The organism is Arthrobacter rhamnosi, from assembly GCF_054510855.1.
Window position 1 is genome coordinate 450,630 of the sequence record NZ_JBTNDT010000003.1, and the last position, 24,229, is coordinate 474,858.

The 24,229-nt window shown below is 69.7% G+C and carries 22 protein-coding genes; 2 read left to right on the forward strand and 20 right to left on the reverse strand.

Features of this window, described 5'->3' with window-relative positions:
* Positions 1-86: 86 nt before the first annotated feature.
* The 19 genes from ACX80I_RS08755 to dinB all read right to left on the reverse strand — a co-directional run bounded on the left by ACX80I_RS08755 (position 87) and on the right by dinB (position 21,378).
* A complete protein-coding gene (locus ACX80I_RS08755) occupies positions 87-377 on the reverse strand; it encodes a YggT family protein (protein WP_087073684.1) in 291 nt (96 codons plus the stop codon).
* Between the two features lie 60 nt (positions 378-437).
* Positions 438-956 (reverse strand): cell division protein SepF, encoded by a 519-nt coding sequence (locus tag ACX80I_RS08760; protein ID WP_301228464.1) that lies wholly within the window; start codon positions 954-956, stop codon positions 438-440.
* Positions 957-1,052: 96 nt separating this feature from the next.
* Entirely contained in the window at positions 1,053-1,820 is a 768-nt protein-coding gene (locus tag ACX80I_RS08765) for a YggS family pyridoxal phosphate-dependent enzyme (RefSeq protein WP_459344719.1), read from the reverse strand.
* Positions 1,808-2,548 carry a purine nucleoside phosphorylase YfiH/LACC1 family protein gene (locus ACX80I_RS08770; protein ID WP_459344720.1) on the reverse strand — a complete coding sequence of 247 codons (741 nt, stop codon included), beginning with the start codon at positions 2,546-2,548 and terminating at the stop codon, positions 1,808-1,810. The genes ACX80I_RS08765 and ACX80I_RS08770 overlap by 13 nt, the downstream gene beginning before the upstream one ends.
* Before the next feature lie 11 nt (positions 2,549-2,559).
* On the reverse strand, positions 2,560-3,759 hold the full coding sequence (gene ftsZ, locus ACX80I_RS08775) for a cell division protein FtsZ (protein WP_459344721.1): 1,200 nt from the start codon (positions 3,757-3,759) through the stop codon (positions 2,560-2,562).
* Positions 3,760-4,016: 257 nt separating this feature from the next.
* A complete protein-coding gene (locus ACX80I_RS08780) occupies positions 4,017-4,829 on the reverse strand; it encodes a cell division protein FtsQ/DivIB (RefSeq protein ID WP_459344722.1) in 813 nt (270 codons plus the stop codon).
* Entirely contained in the window at positions 4,826-6,190 is a 1,365-nt protein-coding gene (gene murC, locus ACX80I_RS08785) for a UDP-N-acetylmuramate--L-alanine ligase (RefSeq protein WP_459344754.1), read from the reverse strand. The genes ACX80I_RS08780 and murC overlap by 4 nt, the downstream gene beginning before the upstream one ends.
* A 176-nt stretch (positions 6,191-6,366) precedes the next feature.
* The gene (murG, locus tag ACX80I_RS08790; RefSeq protein ID WP_459344723.1) at positions 6,367-7,518 is read right to left on the reverse strand and encodes an undecaprenyldiphospho-muramoylpentapeptide beta-N-acetylglucosaminyltransferase; all 1,152 of its coding nucleotides are present in this window, start codon (positions 7,516-7,518) and stop codon (positions 6,367-6,369) included.
* Positions 7,515-8,909, reverse strand: a complete 1,395-nt coding sequence (gene ftsW / locus ACX80I_RS08795) for a putative lipid II flippase FtsW (RefSeq protein WP_459344724.1) — start codon at positions 8,907-8,909, stop codon at positions 7,515-7,517. The genes murG and ftsW overlap by 4 nt, the downstream gene beginning before the upstream one ends.
* Positions 8,909-10,486, reverse strand: coding sequence for a UDP-N-acetylmuramoyl-L-alanine--D-glutamate ligase (gene murD / locus ACX80I_RS08800; RefSeq protein WP_459344725.1), 1,578 nt, complete (start codon positions 10,484-10,486; stop codon positions 8,909-8,911). Before murD ends, ftsW begins: the two co-directional genes overlap by 1 nt.
* Complete coding sequence (gene mraY, locus ACX80I_RS08805) at positions 10,483-11,583, reverse strand: phospho-N-acetylmuramoyl-pentapeptide-transferase (RefSeq protein WP_459344726.1); 1,101 nt, start codon at positions 11,581-11,583, stop codon at positions 10,483-10,485. The genes murD and mraY overlap by 4 nt, the downstream gene beginning before the upstream one ends.
* Positions 11,580-13,151 carry a UDP-N-acetylmuramoyl-tripeptide--D-alanyl-D-alanine ligase gene (locus ACX80I_RS08810; RefSeq protein WP_459344727.1) on the reverse strand — a complete coding sequence of 524 codons (1,572 nt, stop codon included), beginning with the start codon at positions 13,149-13,151 and terminating at the stop codon, positions 11,580-11,582. The genes mraY and ACX80I_RS08810 overlap by 4 nt, the downstream gene beginning before the upstream one ends.
* 6 nt (positions 13,152-13,157) lie before the next feature.
* On the reverse strand, positions 13,158-14,762 hold the full coding sequence (locus ACX80I_RS08815) for a UDP-N-acetylmuramoyl-L-alanyl-D-glutamate--2,6-diaminopimelate ligase (RefSeq protein WP_459344755.1): 1,605 nt from the start codon (positions 14,760-14,762) through the stop codon (positions 13,158-13,160).
* Positions 14,763-14,819: 57 nt separating this feature from the next.
* Positions 14,820-16,610 (reverse strand): peptidoglycan D,D-transpeptidase FtsI family protein, encoded by a 1,791-nt coding sequence (locus tag ACX80I_RS08820; RefSeq protein WP_459344728.1) that lies wholly within the window; start codon positions 16,608-16,610, stop codon positions 14,820-14,822.
* A gap of 54 nt (positions 16,611-16,664) precedes the next feature.
* The gene (ftsL, locus tag ACX80I_RS08825; protein WP_459344729.1) at positions 16,665-17,351 is read right to left on the reverse strand and encodes a cell division protein FtsL; all 687 of its coding nucleotides are present in this window, start codon (positions 17,349-17,351) and stop codon (positions 16,665-16,667) included.
* Positions 17,348-18,349 (reverse strand): 16S rRNA (cytosine(1402)-N(4))-methyltransferase RsmH, encoded by a 1,002-nt coding sequence (rsmH, locus tag ACX80I_RS08830; protein ID WP_459344730.1) that lies wholly within the window; start codon positions 18,347-18,349, stop codon positions 17,348-17,350. Before rsmH ends, ftsL begins: the two co-directional genes overlap by 4 nt.
* A gap of 246 nt (positions 18,350-18,595) precedes the next feature.
* Positions 18,596-19,027 carry a division/cell wall cluster transcriptional repressor MraZ gene (mraZ, locus tag ACX80I_RS08835; RefSeq protein WP_301228487.1) on the reverse strand — a complete coding sequence of 144 codons (432 nt, stop codon included), beginning with the start codon at positions 19,025-19,027 and terminating at the stop codon, positions 18,596-18,598.
* A 384-nt stretch (positions 19,028-19,411) separates the two neighbouring features.
* Positions 19,412-19,789 (reverse strand): SCO2097 family morphological protein, encoded by a 378-nt coding sequence (locus tag ACX80I_RS08840; protein ID WP_459344731.1) that lies wholly within the window; start codon positions 19,787-19,789, stop codon positions 19,412-19,414.
* 230 nt (positions 19,790-20,019) lie between these two features.
* Entirely contained in the window at positions 20,020-21,378 is a 1,359-nt protein-coding gene (gene dinB / locus ACX80I_RS08845) for a DNA polymerase IV (protein ID WP_459344732.1), read from the reverse strand.
* A 168-nt stretch (positions 21,379-21,546) separates the two neighbouring features.
* Here dinB and ACX80I_RS08850 point away from each other — a divergent pair, with 168 nt between their 5' ends.
* Entirely contained in the window at positions 21,547-22,671 is a 1,125-nt protein-coding gene (locus tag ACX80I_RS08850; RefSeq protein ID WP_459344733.1) for a polyprenyl synthetase family protein, read from the forward strand.
* A gap of 47 nt (positions 22,672-22,718) precedes the next feature.
* Here ACX80I_RS08850 and ACX80I_RS08855 read toward each other — a convergent pair whose 3' ends face one another.
* Positions 22,719-23,072 carry an Rv2175c family DNA-binding protein gene (locus ACX80I_RS08855; RefSeq protein WP_459344734.1) on the reverse strand — a complete coding sequence of 118 codons (354 nt, stop codon included), beginning with the start codon at positions 23,070-23,072 and terminating at the stop codon, positions 22,719-22,721.
* Between the two features lie 307 nt (positions 23,073-23,379).
* On the opposite strand from ACX80I_RS08855, the gene ACX80I_RS08860 reads away from it, so the two are divergent.
* A partial coding sequence (locus tag ACX80I_RS08860; protein WP_459344735.1) for a LysM peptidoglycan-binding domain-containing protein occupies positions 23,380-24,229 on the forward strand: 850 nt, incomplete at its 3' end.

Below are 24,229 nucleotides of genomic sequence, written 5' to 3' on the forward strand. Positions count from 1 at the left end.
GACTGTGGACATGAACCGCTGGACTCACGTCGAACTGGAATTCAGCGTATATCTTCTGGAACTTCATCATGAAACGGAGAGGGACGCTAGGCTGCGAGGCCCGCCGACACGGACATCAGGATCAGCACCAGGATGAAGAGCACCAGGAATGCGAGGTCGAGCTGCACGCCGCCCATGCGCAGCGGCGGGATGAGCCGGCGAAGGCCCTTGACCGGCGGATCAGTGACCGAGTAGACGCCCGAGGCAAGCACGAGGGCCAGCTTCTGCGGGCGCCAGTCGCGCGCGAACCCCTGGACGGCGTCGTAGATGATCCGCAGGATCAGGGCGAGCTGGAACAGCATCAGTACCAGGTAGATCAGGGCAAATACCAAACTCACAGAGCGGTTCCAGTCCTTCGGGCCTTGATGGGTCGGACGCGACCGTGACGGCCGCTGGGCTCAGCTCTGGTTGAAGAAGCTGGTCTGCGCTTCGCTGGCCTTCAGGTCCTCGCCGAGGACTTCAATATACGACGGCGACAGCAGGAACACCTTATTGGTGACCCGCTCGATGCTGCCGTGGAGCCCGAACACGAGCCCTGCGGAGAAGTCCACCAGACGCTTCGCGTCGGCCTCCCCCATGTCGGTGACATTCATGATGACCGGGATCCCGTCGCGGAAGCTCTCGCCGATAAGCTTGGCGTCGTTGTAGGAGCGGGGGTGGATCGTGGTGATCTGGCGCAGGGCGGCGGAGTCCTCGCGGGACGACGGCGCGCGCTTGATCGGCGTGACGGGGGCACGGTATTCCTCGGCGGGGGCTACCCGGGCGGCAGGAGCCGGCTCGAGATGGCGTTCGTCGCGGTCGTAATCCACTGAATAGTCCTCGTTCCTGCTGTGCGCGCTTTTCGCTTCGGGCTCGTAGTGCTCGTCACCGTCGGCGAGCCCAAGGTAGATCATTGTCTTGCGCAGTGCGCCAGCCATGGTGACTCCTGTTCTGAGAGAGAGTGGATCGTGGACTCCGGTGCGTGCCGCATGCCGCACCCGGCTACCCGTCGTGCCGCCGTTACAGCCTCGACGCTACCCCACGGCCGGACGCGGACCGAGGACATCAGAACCAATCCGCAGGTGTGTCGCCCCGGCCGCGACGGCCTCCTCGAGGTCCCCGCTCATACCCGCCGAAACGGCCGTGGCGGACGGGTCGACGGCCCTCACCGAGTCGGCGATGCGCAGCAGCCGCTCGAACGCAGCCGCGGGCGGCGTGCCGAGCGGCGCCACGGCCATTACGCCTGCGAGGCGCAGGCCCGCGGTCGCCGTGACGGCCTCGGCGAGTGCACCGGCCTCGCGGGGAAGGGCTCCTCCCCGGCCGCCCGAGGTGGCCTCGGCATCGAGCGTGAACTGGAGGAAGCACTCGAGGTCGTCCCGCGCTCCGAGCCCGGCGGCTGTCCGCCGTTCCTGCTCGGCCGCGACGGCTTTGCCCAGCGCCGCCACCAGCGCGGCGCGATCCACCGAGTGCACGCTGTGCGCGTAACGGACGACCGACTTCGCCTTGTTGGTCTGCAGCTGACCGATGAAGTGCCACGCCAGTGCGAGGTCCTCCAGCTCGGCCGCCTTGGCGGCGGCTTCCTGGTCGCGGTTCTCCCCGACGTCCCGGACCCCGAGGTCGGCGAGGATGCGCAGGTCGGAGGACGGGAAGTACTTGGTCACCACGATGAGCTCCGGTGCGCTCCGCCCCGCAGCCTCTGCCGCCGTCGCGATCCGCTTCCGCACCGCACCGAGCCGGGCCTCGAGGTCCCGTGCCCGGGTGCCGTGGTGCTGCACGCGTCCGTCCTCGGTCACGCCCGCCACACCAGGCCGGCGATGCGGCCGGCCCCCGGTTCGCGGCGATGGGAGTACAGGGCGGGGTTCTCCAGGGTGCAGGACTCCCCCCGCACCGGTTCGACCCGGACGGAGGACTGCTCGAGCTGTCGCCGGACCGCTGCGGGCAGGTCGAGCGCCGGCGTCCCGGTCCTCGTCCTGGCTGCGGCCTCCGGAAGGGTGCGTGCCATGGCGCGCATCATGTCCTCGGGGACCTCGTAGCAGGCACCGCAGACGGACGGGCCGATCCAGGCGGACAGGTCCCTCGCGCCCAGGCCCCGCAGGGAGCGGACGGCACCCTCGATGATCCCGTTGCCGACGCCGGCACGGCCGGCATGGACCACGGCCGTGGCGCCGGTGCCGCCCTCGGCGAGCGATACGTCCGCGAGGACGATCGGCACGCAGTCGGCGACGAGCACCGCCAGCGGCTCGGTCCCGTGCGGGGAGATCATGCCGTCCGCGTCGGGCGCACCCGCCGTCCCGTCCAGAACGGCGACCCTGTCGGAGTGGGTCTGGCTCATGAAGCGCAGCGATCCCGCGGCGATCCCCATGTCATCCTCGAGGCGGCGCCGGTTGCCGCGGACGCCGTCCGGGTCGCTCCCCACATGGAGGGCGAGGTTGCCTGCACCGGTGGAGGTGAAAGCCACCCGGAGTCCCGGACGCACCTCCTCGTTCCAGTGGAACGGGGACGCGCGTCCGGGACCTGCGGCTGCCTGCATGAACGGCCGGACTACTTGAGGAAGTCGGGCACGTCGAGGTCGTCCGAACGCCCGGCGGACAGGTCGGGCTCCACGATGGCGGGAAGGTCCACGTCGAAGCCCGAGTCCGCGGGCACGGCCTGGATGTTCTGCGCACGCTGCTGCGACCAGGCGCCGAGGCCGGCGGTGGCTGCCCCGGCCATGCGGTGCTGGTCCCCGCCGACGCTCGGCGCGACGGCCGGCCTCGAGGCGGGAGCAGCGGCCGCGACCGGCTGCGAGGTGGCGTCGACCTGGTCGAACCCGGCCGCGATGACGGTGACGCGCGCTTCGTCGCCAAGCGCGTCGTCGATGACCGCACCGAAGATGATGTTCGCCTCCGGGTGCGCGACTTCCTGGACGAGGCGTGCGGCCTCGTTGATCTCGAAGAGGCCGAGGTCGGAGCCACCCTGGATCGAGAGCAGGACACCGTGGGCGCCGTCGATGGATGCTTCGAGCAGCGGCGACGCGATGGCGAGCTCCGCGGCCTTGACGGCGCGGTCCTCACCGCGCGCCGAGCCGATACCCATGAGCGCCGAGCCGGCGCCCTGCATGACGGACTTCACGTCGGCGAAGTCGAGGTTGATCAGGCCCGGCGTGGTGATGAGGTCGGTGATGCCCTGCACGCCGGAGAGCAGCACCTGGTCCGCCGAGCGGAAGGCGTCGAGCATCGAGACGTTGCGGTCGCTGATGGACAGCAGCCGGTCGTTCGGGATCACGATGAGAGTGTCGACCTCCTCGCGGAGGGTGTCGATGCCGCTCTCGGCCTGGTTGGAGCGGCGCCGTCCCTCGAAGGTGAACGGGCGCGTGACCACGCCGATGGTGAGGGCGCCGAGGGAGCGCGCGATGCGGGCGACGACGGGAGCGCCGCCGGTACCGGTACCGCCGCCCTCTCCTGCCGTGACGAAGACCATGTCCGCCCCGCGCAGGACTTCCTCGATCTCCTCGGAGTGGTCCTCCGCGGCGCGGCGGCCCACCTCCGGGTCGGCGCCGGCGCCGAGGCCGCGCGTGAGTTCGCGTCCGACGTCGAGCTTCACGTCGGCGTCACTCATGAGGAGCGCCTGTGCATCGGTGTTGATGGCAATGAACTCGACGCCGCGGAGTCCCACCTCGATCATGCGGTTGACGGCGTTCACGCCGCCGCCGCCGATGCCGACGACCTTGATGACGGCCAAGTAATTCTGAGGTGCTGCCACGTCCTGTGTCCCTTGTTCGAATCTGTGTGCTGTACGGGGGCTGCCGGTGATCCGGCTTCAACCTTTACCCGAAAGAACGTTAACGTTCAGGTTGAGAGTTAACGTTATGTCAAGTAACTTCTATGTTTGACGCTAGGTGCAAGCGATCCGCGTTGCAATGACCGAACGCCGCGTGTCGGCATGTCGCTTGCCGCGCGCCTCCTTAAGGCTAGACTTCCGCCCGGCTTCGGATGGCCTCGGCCTGCTTCGATCCGGCCTCATCGCGTCACCGGACGGTCGGGAGTGCTCACGTCGAACTCCTTCACCGGCGGGTCCGTGGCGCGCATCGCCAGCAGCGCCTCGAGTACCTTCGCCTTCTCGGCGCTGCGCTCGGCGCTCCCCCAGAAGATCCTCTGGTCCCCGGACAGCGACAGCTGGATCGAGTCGACGCTCCTGGCCGATGCGCTCTTGAGCCGGGACAGGACGGGAACGGGCAGCTCGGCCAGGACCGCGGTGATCGAGGAGAAGACCTCGGAGTTGACCGCGTCGGTCCCGCCGTCGATCAGCGGCAGCTTGACCTCCTCGCGCCGTGCGACACTCGACAGCTGGCGCCCCTCGGAGTCGATGAGCACGAACCCGCGTCCGCTCTGCAGCACCGCGACCGGCACGCGCTCCTGGATCATGACCACGAGCGTCGACGGCGGCTCGGCCGCGATCTCGACGTCCTCGATGGGCGCCTTGTCCGCTAGCAGGTCGCGCACCTGGTCCGGCGAGATCCGCGTCAGCGACGTCCCCATCAGCGGAGCGAGCGCCGAATCGACCTCGGCCGTGGGAACCAGCGAGTTGCCCTCCACCACGACGGTCCGCAGGGCGAGTGCCGGCGAGAAGACCACGTACGCGACGACGCCGCCCAGGCACAGCAGCACCGCGGTGATCGCGAGCACCGCGTTGCGCACCCGGTGGGTCCGCCGCGGAGCCGGGAAGTCGAGGATCGTGCCCCGCGGCAGCGGGCCGTCCGCCCGGTCGAGCAGCGAGACCTTCCCGCTCCCCCGGTCCGCGGCACGCGTGACGGGAGGCTTCCTCGGCGTCACTCCCCGGCCACCGATGGTCCGGGGGCGGTGGCGCGCTCCCTCAGCAGGCCGACGAGCTGGTTCCCGTACTGCGTGACGTCCCCCGCGCCGATGGTGAGGATGATGTCGCCGGACCGCGCGTGGCCCGTCACCGTGCGCAGGGCCTCGGCAGGGTCCTCGCTGTACGCGGCGCCTGCTCCGGGCATGAGCTGCGTGATCGTCCAGCCTCCGACGTCGTCGACGGGGTCCTCACGCGCCGCATAGACCGGGAGCACGGTCGCGGTGTCGGCGAGGGCCAGTGCGTCGGCGAAGCCTGCCGCGAATTCCCGGGTCCGCGAGAAGAGGTGCGGCTGGAAGAGGACGTGCACCCGGTGCTCCCCCGCCACCGTCCTGGCCGCGGTCAGTGCCGCCTGTACTTCCGTGGGGTGGTGCGCGTAGTCGTCGAAGACCCGGACGCCGTCGCCCTCTCCCCTCGCCTCGAAGCGGCGCGCTGCGCCGGTGAAGGAGGACAGCCCTGCCGCAGCGACAGCAGGATCGACGCCGAGTTCCAGCGCGACGGCGAACGCCGCGGCGGCATTGAGGATGTTGTGGCGCCCCGGGACGCGGAGCCGGAGCTCCTGCTGGGCATCGAGGCCGTCGACGAGGAAGGAGAGCAGGCTGTCGGTCGAGCTGCCGGCAGCCCTGATCCCGCTGATCCGGATGTCCGCCGTCGCGGCGTAGCCGTACGTCCGGACGCGGCGCGCCGCGGGGACGCCCGCGGCGAGTGCTGCAGCCCCGGCGTCGTCGGCGCAGGCGACGAGGAGCCCGTCCTCGGGAAGGCGCCGTGCGAACTCCTGGAAGGCCGAGTGGACCGCGTCGGCGGTGCCGTAGTGGTCGAGGTGGTCTGCTTCGACGTTGGTGACGACGGCGATGCTCGGCGTGTAGTTCAGGAAGGACCCGTCCGACTCGTCGGCCTCGGCCACGAACACGTCCCCTTCGGTCCACTCGGCGTTGACGCCGAGGGCGGCGACGTCCCCGCCGATGGCGAAGGACGGGCGGAGCCCGGCGCTGCGGAGCAGCACCGTGATCATGGCCGTCGTCGTCGTCTTCCCGTGCGTGCCCGCGACGGCGATGGCCTGCCGCCCGGTCATGGCGGCTGCGAGTGCCTGTGAGCGGTGCAGGACGGGGAGTCCCCGGCGGCGGGCCTCCACGAGTTCCGGGTTCGTGTCGCGGATCGCGGAGGAGATCACGACCGACCCTGCCTCAGGGACGGCATCGGCGGAGTGGCCCACGGTCACGTCCGCGCCGAGTGCCGCCAACGCGCGGAGGCTCCGGGACTCGGCGGCGTCCGACCCCGACACCCGCAGGCCCTGGCCGAGGAGGACCCGCGCGACAGCCGACATCCCTGCGCCGCCGAGTCCGATGAAGTGCACGGGTTCCTGCAGTCCGGCATCGCGTGCCGGCGCGGTGCTGCTCGTTGCGATACCGCTGCCTTCCGTTCCGCCCGATCTCCGGGCCGTCGTCGTTGCCTGGTTCCGGAGGGCCGGAACCGCCGGCCCTGCCGCCTCGTGTCCGGCGTTCATCGTCCGGCTCCCGCCGCGGCGAGGACCAGATCGGCCATCCGCCGGTCCGCGTCGCGGACGCCCTGCGCATGGGAGGCCGCCGACATCCCGCCGAGCCGCACGGGGTCGGTGACGAGGGTCAGCACGTTCTCCCGGATCCATTGGGGGGTGAACGCAGCGTCGTCCACCAGGATGGCCCCACCGGACTCCACGAGTCCCGCGGCGTTGAGCCGTTGCTCCCCGTTGCCGTGCGGCAGGGGGACGAGCACGGCGGGCAGGCCCACCGCGCTGATCTCGCTCACGGTCGCGGCACCGGCACGGGCGATGAGCAGGTCGGCGGCGGCGTAGACCCGCTCCATGCCGTCGACGAACTCGACCTGGTGGTACCCGGGTGTGGCGAGCGGGGCGCCGTCGTTCCCGGGGACCTGCTTGCCGCGACCGGTGATGTGCAGGACCTGCACCCCGGCGGCGGTCAGTTCGGGGACCGCTGCGGCCACGGACCGGTTGAGGCTCGCCGCTCCCGAGGATCCGCCGGTCACGATCAGCGTCGGACGGTCGGGGTCGAGCCCGAGCGAGGCGCGGGCTTCCGTCCGGGCCGCCGCGCGGTCGAGATCCGCGATGCTCCTGCGCATCGGCATGCCGACCAGGACCGCATCGGCGAGTCCGGTCCCCTCGAACGCGACGGCGACGCGTGCCGCGATCCTGGCCCCCACCCTGTTGGCGATGCCGGGACGTGCGTTCGCCTCGTGGATCACGACGGGCACGCGTCGAGTCCAGGCCGCGAGGTAGACCGGGGTGGAGACATAGCCGCCCACGCCGACGACGACGTCCGCCGCGGCGTCGGACAGGATGGTGCGCGCCTGCCGCACGGCGCGAACGAGGCGGGCCGGGAGCTTGACCAGGTCTGTCGACGGTCGCCGCGGCAGAGGCACGCGGTCGATCGTCCGCAGCTCGAACCCGGCGGCCGGGACCAGGCGGGTCTCCATACCTGCCTCGGTCCCGACGGCGGTGATGCGTGTTCCAGGACGCTGCTCGAGGATCGCTCCGGCAATGGCGAGCAGGGGGCTGACATGCCCGGCTGTCCCGCCACCCGCGAGGACGACCGACACCGTGCGTTCAACCGTACGTTCGACCGTGGGTTCAACCGTGCGTTCAGGGCGGGATGTCATGAAAGGACGTGGCTTCTTCCGGAGGTGGGAGGGGCGGGCGTGTGCGGTGTCTTCCGCGCGAAGGACAGCAGGACGCCGACGGCGGCGAGTGTGAACGTCAGCGCGGAGCCGCCGTAGGAGATGAAGGGCAGCGGTACGCCGATGACGGGCAGCAGGCCCGTGACCATGCCGATGTTGACGAAGGCCTGGCCGATGATCCAGACGAGGACGGACCCCATGAGGATCCGCACGAAGGGATCGGTGTAGCGCAGCGCAACCCGGATGGTGGCCACGGCGAGGATGCCGAACAGGAGCACGACGACGAGGGTGCCGATCAGCCCGAACTCCTCGCCGATGATCGCGAAGATGAAGTCGTTGTGCGCTTCCGGGATCCAGTTCCACTTCTGCCGGCTCTGTCCGATCCCCACGCCGAACCAGCCGCCGGAGGCCATGGCGAACAGGCCGTTGTTCGACTGCAGGCAGAGGTCCGCACCGTCGTCGCAGTTCAGGCCCAGCCACGCGCTGATGCGCCCACCACGGTTGGAGCTCGTCGCCACCATCAGGAGGGAGCCCGCCAGCGCGACGGCCCCGGCGAGGGAGAACAGCTTGAGCGGCGCGCCCGCGAAGAACAGCGCCGCCCCGGCGATCATCATGAGGACGAGTCCGGTTCCGAGGTCCCCGCCGATCAGGACGAGGCCGATCGGCAGGCCGCCGAGGGGCAGCGCCGGGATCATGGCGTGTTTCCAGTCCCGGATGAGCCCCTTCTTCCGCTCGAGCACCGCGGCGAACCAGAGTGCCAGTGCGAGCTTCGTCGGTTCGGACGGCTGGAAGGTCTGGGAGCCGATGCGGATCCAGTTCTTGTTGCCGTTGATCTCCACGCCGATCACGAGCACCAGGACCAGCAGCACGATGGCGATGCCGAGGCTGGGCCAGGCGAGTGCCTTGTAGGCGCGGGGGCCGAGCCTGGACAGCACGAGCATCAGGACGAGGCCCGCCCCGGCCCAGATGGCCTGCTTGAGGAAGAGGTCGAAGGTGTGCTTGCCCTCGGAGATGGCCTCGACGGACGAGGCCGAGAGGACCATCATCAGCCCGATGGCGGTCAGCGCGAGGGCCGAGCCGAGAATCAGGTAGTAGCTCGACCCGGAAGGGGCCCGGTCGGAGCCCTCGAGGAAGACCCAGCCGCGCCGTACCAGCGCGCGGACGCCCCCGTCTGTCCGCTCGGAGTGGGTGGGGTGCTCCACCGTCGCCGGCCCACCGGGCTTGATGGTCCGCGCCCTGGCGGCGGCACTCCCGGCGGTCGTGCTGCCCGCCGGAATAGCGTTGCCGGGGCTGGCGGTCCTGCCCGCCTCCTTGGTCCGGACCGGCCGGACGGAGGGCTTGCGTCCTCCGGGCCTGGTTGGGGTGGCCACCATTACGACTCCTTCGCGGTTGTCCCCTGTCCGCCACGCGCACCGACGGCCGCCATGAAGGCGGCTCCCCGATGCGCGTAGGAGGAGAACTGGTCCATAGAGGCAGCGGCCGGAGCCATCAGGACCGTGTCGCCGTCCCGGGCGAGATGCCCGGCTTCGGCGACGACCCACTGCATCAGGGAATCGCTGGTCACCGGATCGGACGATTCGCCGCCGTTCCCCTGTCCAGTGTGAAGGCTCGGGTGGAGGGAGACCGGAACATCGGGTGCGTGTCGGGAGAGGGCGCCCAGGAGCGGTTCCGGGTCCTCGCCGAGGAGCACGACGGCCCGGAGACGCCGTGCATGGGTCTTCACGAGGTCGTCGTAGGAGACGCCCTTGGACAGCCCGCCGGCGATCCAGACCACGGAGGAGAACGAGGCCAGGGACGCGGAGGCCGCATGGGGATTGGTGGCCTTCGAATCGTTGATCCAGAGCACTCCCCCCTCGTTCGCGACGACCTGGATGCGGTGGTCGCCCGGCTGGAAGGCCCGGATGCCGTCGCGCACTGCCGACGCGGGTATGCCCGCGGCACGGACGAGGGCCGCAGCGGCCAGGGCGTTGGCCACCAGGTGCCGCGGGACGACCTCCCCGAGCTCGCTGACGGAGGCGAGCTCCGCGGCCGAATCCTTGCGCTGTTCGATGAAGGCGCGGTCCACGAGCAGGTCCTCGACGACGCCCATCATGCTGATGGACGGCATGCCGGTCGTGAAGCCGACGGCCCGGCAGCCCTCGACGACGTCGGCCTCCTCGACCATCTCCTCCGTCTCGCGCTGCTCGACGTTGTAGATGCAGGCGATCTTCGTCCGCTCGTAGACCGAGGCCTTCGCGGCGAGGTAGGCCTCGTAGCTGCCGTGCCAGTCCACGTGGTCCTCGGCGATGTTGAGGCAGACGCTCGCGAGCGGTGAGATGGAGTGGGACCAGTGCAGCTGGAAGCTGGACAGTTCGACGGCGAGGAACTCGTAGCCCTGGGGGTCGCGGATGACGTCGAGGATCGGTGTGCCGACATTGCCTGCCGCGACCGCCCGCTTCCCGGCGGCGAGGAGCATGGATTCCGTCAGGCCGACGGTGGTCGTCTTCCCGTTGGTCCCGGTGATGGTCAGCCATTCGGCGGTGGGGCGGCCCTCGCGGATGCGCACGCGCCACGCGAGCTCGACGTCGCCCCAGATGGGCACGCCGGCGGCTGCTGCCTGGGCGAGGAGCGGCTGGGTGGGCCGCCAGCCGGGAGAGGTCACGACGAGGTCGGCCTGCTCGCCGTCGACGAGCGGCAGGGAGGCGGCAGAGTCCGGGCCGAGCAGCACGGCGTGCGCTCCCACGATGCGCAGGGTGTCGGCCTTCGCCTCGTTCTCCTCGGTCGCACCGCCGTCCACCACGACGACGACGGCGCCGAGCTCGATCAGCGTGTCGGCTGCGGAGAAGCCGGACGCTCCGATGCCGGCGACGACGACCCGCAGGCCCGCCCAGTCCGCATCCCAGGTGGTCAGGTCCCTGACGCGCGGCGTCTCCCAGGGAGGGGCACCGGCGGTGCCGTCCGCTTCGCTCATCCGACGACCCATTCCGCGTAGAAGATTCCGAGTGCGCTGGCCACGAAGAGCCCGGCGAGGATCCAGAACCGGACGACCACCGTGACCTCCTGCCAGCCCTTTAGTTCGAAGTGGTGCTGCAGGGGTGCCATCTTGAAGACGCGCTTGCCGCCCGACAGTTTGAAGTAGCCCACCTGGATGATCACGGAGAGCGTGATCATCACGAACAGTCCGGCCAGGATCACCAGGAGGAGCTCGGTGCGGGACAGGATCGCGAACCCGGCGATCGCGCCGCCGATCGCCAGCGAGCCGGTGTCACCCATGAAGATCTTCGCGGGTGAAGTGTTCCACCAGAGGAAGCCGATGAGCGCTCCGCACATGGCGCCGGCGATGAGCGCGAGGTCCAGCGGGTCCCGCACTTCGTAGCAGACGCTTCCCGCGCCGGGCGCACCGCAGTTCTGGTTGCTCTGCCAGATACCGATCAGGAGGTAGGCACCGAAGACGAGGACCGATGCGCCGGCAGCCAGCCCGTCCAGGCCGTCGGTGAGGTTCACGCCGTTGCTCGCCCCCGTGATGATCAGGTTGGACCACACGACGAAGAGGATCGCCCCGAGCAGGGTTCCGGCGAAGGCCAGATCGATCGGCGTGTCACGGATGAACGAGATCGCGGTCGAGGCCGGGGTGCGTCCGTTGTCGTCGGGGAACTGGAGGGCCAGGACGCCGAAGGTCACACCGACGGCGGTCTGGCCGATGATCTTGGCCGGTGCGCTCAGGCCGAGGCTGCGCTGCTTGGAGATCTTGATGAAGTCGTCGGCGAAGCCCACCAGTCCCATGCCTGCGGTCAGGAACAGCAGCAGCACTCCCGACGCGCTGGGACCTCCCACCGTCGAGCCTGTCGCCATCATGAGCAGGTGCGTCAGGAAGTAGGCCAGCAGCACCGATCCGACGATCACCGCCCCACCCATCGTGGGAGTGCCGCGCTTGGTGTGGTGGGCTGTCGGACCGTCGTCGCGGATGAACTGGCCGTACCCCTTGGTCACGAGGAACCGGATGAAGAGGGGCGTGCCGACGAGGGCGAAGAAGAGTGCCGAGGCCGAGGCTATGAGGAGTGCGATCACGGCTGCTGGGCCTTTCCGGAAGCGTCAGGTCCACTGCCGGCTTCGATGTGTGCGTTCTGGGCGGCGGGCTCCTCGTCCGGGGTGTCCCCCGGCGGGCCGTCGGGAGCGTCACCCTGGCTGCCGTCCGGCGCCGGCCGGGCGGGGAGGTCCCGGGCCACACGATCCCCGAGGAAGCGCAGTCCTGCGCCGTTCGAGGACTTGAGCAGGACGATGTCACCCGGCTCCAACTCGGCGGCGAGGAGCCGCTCGGCGGCCTCGACGTCGTCGACGTGGACCGCCTCGCTCCCCCAGGAACCCTCGAGCACGGCGCCGTTGAACAGCGCCCGGGTGTTGGGCCCCACGCAGATGAGCTTCGAGATGTTCAGGCGCACCACCACGCGGCCCAGGAGGTCGTGCTCCTCGATGGAGCGGTCCCCCAGCTCGAGCATCTCGCCGAGCACCGCCCAGGTCCTGCGGCGTCCGCCGCCGAGTTCGGCGAGCGTCCGGAGCGCTGCGCGCATCGACTCGGGATTGGCGTTGTAGGCGTCGTTGATCACGGTCACGCCGTCCGGGCGCTCGGTGCGCTCCATGCGCCAGCGGCTCGCCGCGGTCTGCACCCGGAGGCTCGCCGCGATGCGCTCCGGGGCGCAGCCGAGCTCGTAGGCGACAGTCGCCGCCGCGAGCAGGTTCCCGGTGTGGTGCAGGCCGAGGAGCGGTGAGACGACGTCGTGCTCGCTGCCGTCGGGAAAGACCAGCAGGAAGGAGGGGTTGCCGTCGGCGGTCGTGGTGCTGTTGCGCGCCCGGACGACGTCCGCGTCCGCTCGGAAGTCCTCGGAGGACGTGAAGAACGCGGTCCGCGCGCGGGTACGCCCCTGCATCGCGAGGACGCGCTCGTCGTCCGCGTTGATGACGGCAGTGCCGGTCGGTGCGAGGGCCTCGAAGAGTTCGCCCTTGGCCCGGGCGATGTTCTCGACTCCACCGAATTCCCCCGCATGCGCCGATCCGACGCCCAGCACGACGCCGATGTCGGGCTGGACGAGCGAGGCGAGGTACGCGATGTGCCCCGGCTTGGTGGCGCCCATCTCGATGACGAGGTACCGGGTGTCCCACCCTGCTTCGAAGACGGTCAGGGGGACCCCGACCTCGCCGTTGTAGGAGCCGCGCGGCGCGACCGTGGGCCCCTCCGCCGCCAGGATGCCGGCGAGGAGGTCTTTGGTGGTGGTCTTCCCCGCCGAGCCGGTGATTCCGATGACGGTCACCTCTCCGTTGCCGCGGAGCCGGCGGACCGTCTCGGCGGCCAGCTCGCCCATCGCGAGGACGGCGTCGGGCACGACGACGGCGGCGAACGGCGTCCCGTCGGGCCGGGAGACCTCGCGCTCGGCCAGCGCCAGGACGGCGCCGCGTTCGAAGGCCGCTCCTAGGAAGAGGTGCCCGTCGGACTCCTCGCCGGGCTTGGCGACGAACAGGGACCCGGGCACACACTCCCGGGAATCGGTGGCTGCGGAGGTGACGGTGATGGAGGTGGATCCGGCTCCCACCAGGACACCGCCCGTGAGTGCCGCGATCTCGGCTGCGCTGAATTCAATCATGACGGTTCAGGACTCTATCCCGGAGGTGGAAAGCACAGAGAATCCGTGCCTTGTCAACGCGGACCGCAATTCGACGCGGTCGTCGAGGGACAGGTTCACGCCCTTCACTTCCTGCCACACCTCGTGCCCGCGCCCGGCGATGATGATGGTGTCCGAGGGCGTCGCGAGGGCGACGGCACGGTCGATGGCATCGGCACGCGGGAAGACCTCCAGCACCTCGCAGTCGAGCCCTTCCTCCCGGACTGCCGCATCCGCGCCCGACCGGACGGCGGCCCGGATGACGGCGTCGTCCTCGTCGTGCGGGTCGTCGTCCGTCACGATCAGGAGGTCCGAGAGGCGCGCGCCCACGGCACCCATGACGGGGCGCTTCGTCTCGTCACGCTGGCCGGTGGCCCCGAACACGGCGATGACCCGGCCGCCCGGCCGGCGGACCGAGGCGAGGGTCCGCTCGAGGGCGTCCGGGTTGTGCGCGAAGTCGACGATCGCGGCGGGGGCCTCGCCGACGAGCTGCATGCGTCCGGGCACTTCCGTGGTGAAGGGATCATGCACATCCAGCGCGCGCTGGACGTCCTCCACCGGGACACCCGATGCGAGGACCATGGCCGTCGCGAGGGCTGCGTTGGAGATGTTGAACGTCCCGGGCAGGCCGGTGCGGACGCGGAGGTGTTCCCCCCTGCGCCCCGCCAGGACGAACGCGTGGCCGAGTCCGCTCGGTCCGACGCCGGTCACCGTCCAGTCCGCTGCCGGACCTCCCCCGTCCTCGCCGGTCCGCACCGTCAGGACGGGCACGTCGGCCGCGTCGGCGAGCCTGCGGCCCCAGACGTCGTCGACCAGCACCACGGCCCGCCGGCAGCGCTCCGCCGTGAAGAGTGTGGCCTTGACGGCGAAGTAGTCCTCCATGGTGCCGTGCAGGTCGAGGTGGTCCTGCGTGAGGTTGGTGAAGCCGGCGACGTCGAAGCGCACGCCGTCGACGCGGCCGAACTCCAGAGCGTGCGAGGAGACCTCCATGGAGGCCGCGTCGAGGCCCCGTTCCCGCATCAGTGCGAGGAGGGAGTGCACCTGCGGCGATTCCGGCGTGGTGAGGGCACTGGGAATGGCGTCGGCACCGGCGCGGATCTCGATGGTGCCGATGAGTCCGGTGGACCTGCCGAGCGCCTCGAGGAGTGCATTGAGGAAATAGGTGGAGGTGGTCTTCCCGTTCGTTCCGGTGATGCCGAACAGGGCCGGAGGAGCACCCGCGCGGTCGTCCTGGGGACCGGAGAAGATCTCGCGGGCGAGCGGTCCCACGGCACGCCGGGGATCGGGGACGACGACGACCGGCGGCATCGGCAGGTCGTCCGCCCCGCGGGCCGCCTCGGCCACGATGCGCGCGCCCGACTCGTCGGTCAGGATCGCGACTGCGCCTGCCCGGACGGCCTGCACCGCGAACTCGGCGCCGTGCCGGGTCGCGCCGGGCAGGGCCGCGTAGACGTCGCCGGGGAGGACCGACCGCGAGTCGAGGGTGATGCCGGTGACGGTGGGAAGCCCGGCCTGGGACGCCGGACCGGCGGGCGCGCCGGCGGCGGCGAGGGCCGCCGAGAGTTCGACCGGGTGCGGGGCACGCGGCCGCATCAGGGAAGCGGGGGCCCCCTGGGAGGTGTTCAGTTGCACGGTGCTGTGGCCTCCGGGTCAGTATTCGACCGGGTAGATGTCCGGCTTGGTCGTCGAGGCCGGAACGTTGTTCGAATTGAGGACCTGCTTCATGACCTTCTGGAAGGACAGGCCGGGAATCAGGTAGTACAGGTCACCCTGGGGGCGCTGGAGCGTGACCACCACGACGTACTGGGGATCCTCGATCGGCGCGATCCCGGCATAGGACAGAGTGTAGCCGTCGTAGCCGCCGGTGGCGCCGGGGGCTTCGGCCGTGCCGGTCTTCGACCCCACCCGGTACTGGTCGAGCTCGCCGGACTTGCCGGAGCCCTCCTCGGTGACCGTCTCGAGCATCTTCCGCGTCTCGGCCGCGGTCTCCTCGGACACGACCCTGGTGCCCTCCGCCTCGGGAACCTTGTGCTCGGTGCCGTCCGGGTCGATGTAGGCATCGATCAGGCGGGGCTGCAGGCGCACGCCGTCGTTCGCGATCGTCTGGTAGACCATCGCGGTGTGCAGGGCGGTCTGCGTGAGGCCCTGCCCGAAGAGGACCGTGTACTGCTGGCGGTCGTCCCAGCTGTCCGGTGTGGTCAGCAGGCCCTGGTTCTCCTCGCCGAGTCCCGTGCCGAGCGGCTCACCGATCCCGAACTTCTTGAGCCAGTCGTAGCGCTCCTGCTTGGTCAGCTTCTGGCCGATCTGCACGGTTCCGGTGTTCATCGACTTCGCCAGGACGCCGGCGGCCGTCCGCTTCTCCGTGCCGTGCTCCCACGCGTCCTTGAACGTCTGGTCGCCCACCGTGTAGCGGTTCTCGAGGACGAACCTCGACGTCGGCTCGATGAGTCCCTCCTCGAGCGCTGCCGCCATCGTGATGACCTTCGTCGTCGAGCCGGGCTCGAAGGAGGCACTGACGGAGTTCGGGCTGCGCTTGTCGGCCGGTGTCGCCTCGGGATCGTTCGGGTCGAGCGTCGTCGACTCGGCCATCGCGCGAATGGCGCCGGTCCCCGTCTCGACAACGACGATGTTGCCCCATTCGGCGTTGTAGTCCTTCACCTGGGAGGCGATCGTCTGCTGCGCGAACCACTGGAGGTCCTGGTCGATCGTGAGACGCACGCTCTCGCCGTCCACGGCCGGCACGTCCTCGTTGGTCGCGTAGGGGATGCGTATGCCGTCGCCGCCGATCTCGAAGGTGCGGCTGCCGGCCTCTCCCGTGAGCTGGTCGTCGAGGGAGACCTCGAGCCCGGACCGGGGGGCGCCGTCCGCGCCGACATAGCCGATGACGGACCCTGCGACCGGGCCCGCCGGGTAGGTGCGCACACTGGTCTTGTCGGCGTAGACACCGGGGATGCCGACGGCCAGGGCGCGGTCCTTGACCTCGGGGGTCACCGACTTCGCGACGTAGTTGAAGCTCTTGTCTCCCATGATGGAGCCCTTGAGGGTCTCCGCGTCGATGCCGAGGACGGCCGAGAGCTCGGCGAAGCCCTGGTCGATCGGGATGTCCGTCTCGCGCTCGTCCCCGTCGGGGACGCTGCGGTCGAATTCCTCGACGGCGCTCAGGCGCTGGTCCACGACGATGTCGTAGCGCTCGACACTCCGGGCGAAGTACTTGCCGTTCCTGTCGACGATGGACCCGCGGATCGGCTGCACGGCCGTGCTGGTGAGCCGTTTGGACAGGCCCGCCTGCGCCATCCCGTTGAGGTCCAGCGCCTGCAGCTGGAACAGGCGCACCCCGAGGACGAGCAGCAGCACGAGGACGAAGGCCAGCCCCACGCGGAGCCGGGTCGAGCCGAGGGCCAGGCGCAGGCTGTCAGGGCTGCCGGTGCGTGCAGGGGTCACGGAGGAATCCTTGTCGATCAGTACGTGCAGGGCGGAGAGCGGCGGGTATGCCTGCTACTGGTCCGAGCCGAGCTGCTGGGGGCCCGGGATCGTTCCCGAGGCCGAGCTGTCCGCCGCGACGTCCGGGTCCGCGGTGCCGGGGTCCGCACCGGGCAGGCCGGCGTCGCTCTCCGCGCCTGCGGGCGCAGCCTCCTCGGGCGTTTCGACCGGAGGTGCCTCGACGGCCACCGGGGCCGGCTGCTCGGTGACGAGCTTCGGAGCGGCGATCAGCACTTCGGGCTTGGGGCTGTCCGTCGCAGGTTCCGGGGTGCCCGTCACCTTCTTCGAGTCCAGCTCGATGGTCCCGAAGGTCGGGGAGGAGACCATGCCGAGTTTCGTGGCGGCGGCCGCCAGGTTCTGCGGCGCTTCCTTGCCCTCGATCTCGAGGACCAGGGCCTCGTTCTGCTGGCTCAGGGCGACCTGCTGGTTCCGGAGCTGCACCAGTTCGTACTGTGTGCCCGAGACGGAGATGTTGAGCATGAGGACCGCGGCCAGCGCGGCGGCCAGCACGAGCAGGCTGAAGACCGCGAAGGGCACCTTGCGGCGGGCCGGCCGCGCGGGTACGACGGACAGCGGGGTCCTGGGCTTCGGGGACGTTCCTGCGTAGCGTCCCGCGAGCCGCTCGGGGGCGACGGCGAGTGCGCCGTGTCCCGAGAAGGCCGCAGCGCTGTGTCGCTTCTCAACGGTCAGTGCCTGGCTCATCTGATGTTCCTGTCGACGGGTCCTGCTTTGATTCGTTCAACTGCCCGCAGCTTGGCCGATGCCGCCCTGGGATTCTCCTCGATCTCCGCCGCAGTCGGCGCTTCGGTGCCACGCGTCAGGGAGCGGAGATAGGCCTTGTGTTCCTCCAGCTCCACCGGGAAACCGACGGGCGCGGAGGACTTCGTCCCTGCGGAGAAGGCGCTCTTGACGATGCGGTCCTCGAGGGAGTGGTAGGACATCGCGACAACACGGCCGCCGGTCACGATCGAGTCGATGGCAGCGGGCACAGCGCGTTCGAGGACGGTCAGCTCCTCGTTGACCTCGATGCGCAGGGCCTGGAAGGTGCGCTTCGCGGGGTGTCCCCCGGTGCGTGCCGCAGCGGCGGGTACCACCCCGCGGATGACGTCCACCAGCTGCGCGGTGGTCCGGAAGGGTTCGGTCTGGCGGGCCCGCACGATCGCCGTCGCGATCCGCCCTGCGAACTTCTCCTCGCCCCAGGTACGGATGATGCGGAGCAGGTCCTCCGCAGCGTAGGTGTTGACGACCTCGGCCGCGGTGATCCCTCGACTCGTGTCCATGCGCATGTCGAGCGGCGCGTCGTAGGAGTAGGCGAACCCGCGGTCCCGCTCGTCCAGCTGCAGGGACGAGACACCGAGGTCGAACAGGACGCCGTCGACTCCCTCGATGCCGAGGTCGGCCAGTATGTCGGGCAGCTCGTCGTACACGGCGTGCACCAGATCCGTTCGGTCGGCGAACGGGGCGAGCCGCTCGCCGGCGAGTCCGAGGGCCTCGGTGTCACGGTCGATGCCTACGAGGTGGGCCTTGGGGAAACGCTCCAGCATGCTCTCGGAGTGTCCACCCATCCCGAGGGTGGCATCGACCACCACAGCCCGGCGTCCGGCGGATTCAGCGGAGGTGACGGCTGGAGCGAAGAGGGATACACAGCGGTCGCGGAGGACGGGAATGTGACGCTCACCCGTCGGCCGGCCATCCCCCATGCGCACTCTCTCCCCTGCAGCTCGTCATACATCGTCTCGGTGTGTGCAGGCTGTCGGGAGGGAGCTCCGCCTTCTTAGATCAGATCCCCATCCGGCCGGGAGGTCGTCGCCTGGCTTCGGGGAAGTGAAGCCAGGAGTTCAACCACCGGCGGCTGGAGATCTCATCCAAGGGACATCGCCCATCCGCGTCGTCGTTGCTGCCCTGCTGGTCCTGCTCGTCGTCCTGGTCGTACTGGTGGTGCCGAGTCAGATGATGCCCGGGAAGGCATCCTCATCCGTGTCGGAGAAGGCGGCCTCCTTTTCGTCGAGATAGGATTCCCATGCCTCCGCCGCCCAGATCTCTGCGCGGCTTCCTGCACCGATGACCGCGAGGTCCCGGTCCAGTCCCGCGTAGCTCCTGAGTGCCGGCGGGATGGTGATCCTCCCCTGCTTGTCGGGAACCTCGTCCGAGGCTCCTGACAGGAAGATGCGGTTGTAGTCCCTCGCCTGGCGTGACGAGATCGGTGCCGCGCGCATCTGTTCGTGAACCCTTTCGAACTCACTCATGCTGAACACGTAGATGCACCGTTCCTGGCCCCTTGTGAGGACCAGCCCTTCGCTCAGTTCCTCCCGGAACTTCGCGGGAAGGATGAGCCTGCCCTTCTCGTCGAGGCGGGGGGTGTGCGTTCCGAGGAACATCCCTGACCGCCTGTTCTGAGTCCGCCAGGCCCAGCCCGGTGCTGCCTTGCTCTTATATTCCCCACTTTACTCCACAACTCTCCACGGTCAACGCAGCCTGGCGCGGCGGGGCGCGTGTCGCTCCCCCTGTGGGCAGGGCCTTGGCGGCAACGGCGCGGGCCGCGTCGGGGGCGGTTCCGGGGAGGAGAGTGGAGGGCGCGGCGGAAGGGCTTCCGGAGTTGCCGTGAGCCTGCGTCGGACCTGCGGTGAAGCTGCGGTGAAGCTGCAGTGACGGTGCATCGAACCTGCGCAAAAAAAGAAAGAACCCGCCGTGGCGGGTTCTTTCTGGGCGTTCCGGCAGCACGTGCCGTCAGCAGGAGTCCGGGCGGCGGGTGCCGCCCCGGTCTAGGTCTGGTCTCGCTTCCGCTCGTCCCACTTGTCCTCCAGGCTGGACATGAATCCGGTCTTGCCACCGGACGCGGCTCTCGAGGGCTTGCTCATCGGCTGCCCTTCCTCCACCTGCCGGGACTTCGTGGTCGCGAAATACACTCCGCCGCCCATGATCAGGAAGCCGACCACCCCGATGAAGATGTTCTGGTAGACGATGCCCGCGAGAAGGACGAGGATTCCGGCGATCGTGATGAGCGATCCGATGACGAGACGCCGGGTCGACATGGACTTTCGGGTGTCCGAGGCCATCGAGTGCGCGAATTTCGGATCGTCGGCATGCAACTGCTGTTCAAGCTGATCAAGCAACCTCTGCTCGTGTTCCGAGAGTGCCATGACCGCCTCCTTGATATGGGTACCAACGTTCCTTCACCCCACCAACGTTTCGGACGCGGCCCAGGTTCCCGGCGGAAGGGCCGATGACCACGGGCTCCGGAGAAGAGATTTGCGTACTCCACGGCAGTTGGGCTACCGGGTTAAAGACTAGTTTGCTACGGGGTAGGTGCAAAGTCACAATGCGGGGTTGATTGGCTGTTCCGGCGAATGCTATTTGCCTCCCGATCGGCTCAACGGCGCGGTTTCCGTCCATCGTCCCCCTGCTGTGCCGGCGGTGCTCCCGGTGCCGATGACACTCCCGCGCGGTTCGCCCGATCGGGTCCGGGAGCGGTCCTGCGGTTCTCCGCAGCGCGCTCACCCGACCCGCCCGTTTGCCGTCCGCCCGGACGGGGAGACAGGAGGCCCGCAGGGACGACCCCTGCGTCCCCGAATTTCCGATTCACGTCGTCCAGCGCGCGCTCGGCGATCCTCCAGTTGTCGTCCCGCCGGTCGATGGTCAGCTGCGTGGAGCCGTCCCCTCCGCTCTCGAGGGACTCGGCACGCAGGCCAATCAGCCGGACCGACATGGGACGCTCCCCCAGTGCTGCGAGGAGAGCTGTCGCTGCACTGTAGAGGGCATTCGCACTGTCCACCGGCTCGTCGAGCCGCTTCGACCGGGTGAGCGTGGAGAAGTCCGCATAGCGGAGCTTCAGCGAGACTCCCCCGGCGCGGTACCCGGAGGCCCGGAGCCGGGTCGCCGTGCGGTGGGCGAGCCTCAGCAGTTCCCGCCGCAGGACGTCCGAATCGTCGACGTCGCGGGAGAACGTCTCCTCCGCGCCGATGCTCTTCTCCGGACGCGACACGACCACCCGCCGCGGGTCCCTTCCCCAGGCGAGGTGATGGACGTGCTCGCCCGACACCCCGAGCAGCCTCTTGAGAGTGGGCACGGGAGTATGGGCGACGTCCTCGACGGTCCGGATGCCGATCCGGGCGAGCACTTCCTGGGTCTTCGCCCCGACACCCCAGAGCGCGGAGACGGGCAGCGTGTGCAGATAGGCGACCGTCTGGTCCCCCGGAATCAGCAGGAGGCCATCGGGCTTGGCCCGCGTCGACGCGATCTTCGCGACGAACTTCGTGGTCGCGGCTCCCACGCTCGCCGTGATGCCGAGAGACGAGCGGATCTCGGCCCGGACCTGCTCGCCGATGACGCGGGGGCCCCCGAGTCGCCGGATGGACCCGGAGACATCGAGGAAGGCCTCGTCCACGCTCAGCTGCTCCACCTCGGGGGTCACCGCACGGAAGATCTGCATGACCTGCCCCGATACCTCCGAGTACCGGGCGTGATGGGGCGGCAGGATGACCGCCGTGGGACATTGCCGCATCGCCACGGCCATCGGCATGGCGGAGCGCACCCCGAACCTGCGCGCTTCGTAGGACGCGGACAGGACGACGGAGCGCCCCGACGGGGAACCGACGACGACGGGCACACCGCGCAGGTGGGGATGGTCGAGGAGTTCCACCGAGACGTAGAAGGCGTCCATGTCGATGTGCAGGATGGAGCACTCCGCGTGCTCAGCGGTCCTCGGTCCCTCGTCGTTCGACACGGACATATCGTACGCAGCGTCACTGACACGGCGGCCACCGGCCCCGTCCCCGGCCATCCCCGACCTGCCCCGCCTGCCCGACCTGCGGCAGGGTCCTCGGAGTACGCGGCAGGACGTCCGGGCCCGCCGGATAGAGTGGACGAACCACGACCAGCCGAGCTGCCCGGGAGATCCATGCCGTCCGCACCTGCCACCCCCGACACGGGCGGATCCCTCTCCGACACCGTCACCACCGAGCAGGACCGCTTCCGGTCCTCACTCACGCAGACGATCGAGGACTTCCTCGCGGAGCAGCAGGAGGTGCTGCTGGGAATCTCCGACGAGTCCCTACCCCTCATCTCGAGCATCGCCACCCTGACGAGGGGCGGCAAGAGGATGCGTGCGCTCCTGTGCTACTGGGGATGGCGGGCTGCGGGCGGATCACCGTCCGCGTCGGCGCCGGTCGTCGCCGGGACGGCGCTGGAGTTCTTCCAGGCGGCGGCACTGATCCATGACGACATCATCGACCGGTCGGACACCCGTCGGGGGCGGCCCAGCGTCCACCGGCAGTTCACGGCCCGGCACTCGGACGCGGGCTGGCACCTCGACCCCGAGCGCTTCGGGGTGTCGGCCGCCATCCTGGCCGGAGACCTCTGCCTCGCCTTCAGCGAGGAGCTCTTCACGGCCTCGTGCGCGGATGCCGCGGGCGGTGCCGCCCGCACGATCTTCAACCGCATGCGTACGGAGGTGATGGCGGGACAGTACCTCGACCTCCTGGAGGAGGCCGTCGGCCCGGACCAGGAACCGGCCGTCGCTGAGGAGCGCGCCCTCAACATCCTGCGGTTCAAGTCCGCCAAGTACTCGATGGAGCGTCCGCTCATGCTCGGCGGGGCGCTGGCGGGAGCGGACGACGCCATGCTGCGGGCCTACTCCGCCTTCGCCCTTCCGCTCGGCGAGGCGTTCCAGCTCCGGGACGACGTCCTCGGCGTGTTCGGCGATCCGGCGGTCACGGGCAAGCCGGCGGGAGACGACCTCCGCGAGGGCAAGCGCACCTTCCTCATCGCACGCGCCCTGGGGTCCAGCGGGAACAAGGCCCGCGCCGGGATCAATGCGATGCTCGGCGACACCTCCCTGGACGACGGCGGGGTCGGGATGCTGCGCGGCCTGATCGTCGAGAGCGGCGCACTGGCCCACACCGAGCGACTCATCGCGGACAAGTCGGAGGAGGCCTTCTCAGCACTGGCCGGGCTCGGGATCGACGCCGTGTCGAGGCGCGCACTGCACCTGCTGGCGGAAGCGGCGGTCACCCGTACCGCATAGACGCCGCTGCAGAGACGCAGCGGGCGGCTCGCCCGAGGCAGGACCTCCTACCAGGCAGCTGCCTGGGCGCGACGCCGGATCTCGGTCTTCCGCCCCTCGCGGAGCGCATCGATCGGACGACCCGGAAGGGAGTCGTCGTCGGTGTAGAGCCAGCGGATGATGTCCTCATCGCCGTAGCCCGAGTCCGCGAGGACGACGACGGTCCCCCGCAGGCTGTCGAGGACATCGCCGTCGACCAGGAAATCGGCGGGCACGCTGCGGACGTTGCGCTCTCCGATCCGCACGCTCACCAGGGACCGGTCGCTGATGAGCGAGTGCACCCTGGTGATCGGCAGATCAAGGGCCTCGGCCACCTCCGGAAGGTTGAGCCAGGCCGGGACGAGTTGTTCGAGTTCAGTCACCGTCCAAGCCTGCCATGCTCCGGCAGCCAACTCCACCCGAAGGGCCGTGCGGCGCGCGCGGCCCGGCCGGGATGTCCAGCCGGCACCGGAGCGCTCCCCCCGGCGACACGCCGGGAGGAAGGATCCCGCGGTTTCTGCACCTCTTGTGCTACTCCCTTTTTCGTGTAGATTCACAGGAGTCACACAAGTAACAGTATCAACAGCGCACTCATTAGCATCATCAGCACGTGCAGGTGCCCGGCCACGACCAGCTCTTCGGGTACATGCGTCCGCGCGGACTCAGCCGCCAACAGACGAGGAACGAAACATGACTGCCCAGCGATCGAACGCACCGCTGAACGGGAACCGCCGGAAGGTTGCCGGCGCACGCCCGCGCGCCCTGAACGTCGCCGTGACCACCGCTGCCCTGCCCGCGGTGATCCTCTCTTCCGTCGCCCTCGCCCAACCGGCGTCGGCAGCCCCCGCCCCGCAGACTTCCTCCACCCGGCACATCGCAGCAGCGGCAGTGACGCTCCCCTCGCGCGCTGTTGTGCCTGCCGCCCTCGTCGCCGGCCAGGTACCGGCACGGAACATCGCCATCGCAGCGAAGACCGTTCCCAGCGAGTACACGATCAAGCCGGGCGACACGATCGGCGCGATCGCCAAGCGCTACGGCCTCTCCACCGACGCGGTCCTCAAGCTCAACGGCATGACCGCGCGCACCATCATCTACCCGGGCCGGAAGATCCGGCTGACAGGCAGCGTACCTGCGGCCACACCCGCTCCCGCCCCGGCCGCTCCCTCCTCGGGAACGACCTACGTCGTGAAGCCCGGCGACACGCTGGGCGCCATCGCAGCCCGCAACGGCGTCAGCCTGCAGAGCCTCCTCACGGCCAACAACCTCTCGCTCAGCTCGACCATCTACCCCGGGCAGAAGCTGAAGCTCACCGGCGCCACCCAGTCGACGCCGCCGAAGGCCACCCAGCCGGCTCCCGCACCCGTCAAGCCGGCACCCGCGCCCGTGAAGCTGGCACCCGCACCCGTATCCGGCACCTACACGGTCAAGGCCGGCGACACGCTGGGCGCCATCGCAGCCCGCAACGGCGTCAGCCTGCAGAGCCTCCTCACGGCCAACAACCTCTCGCTCAGCTCGACCATCTACCCCGGGCAGAAGCTGA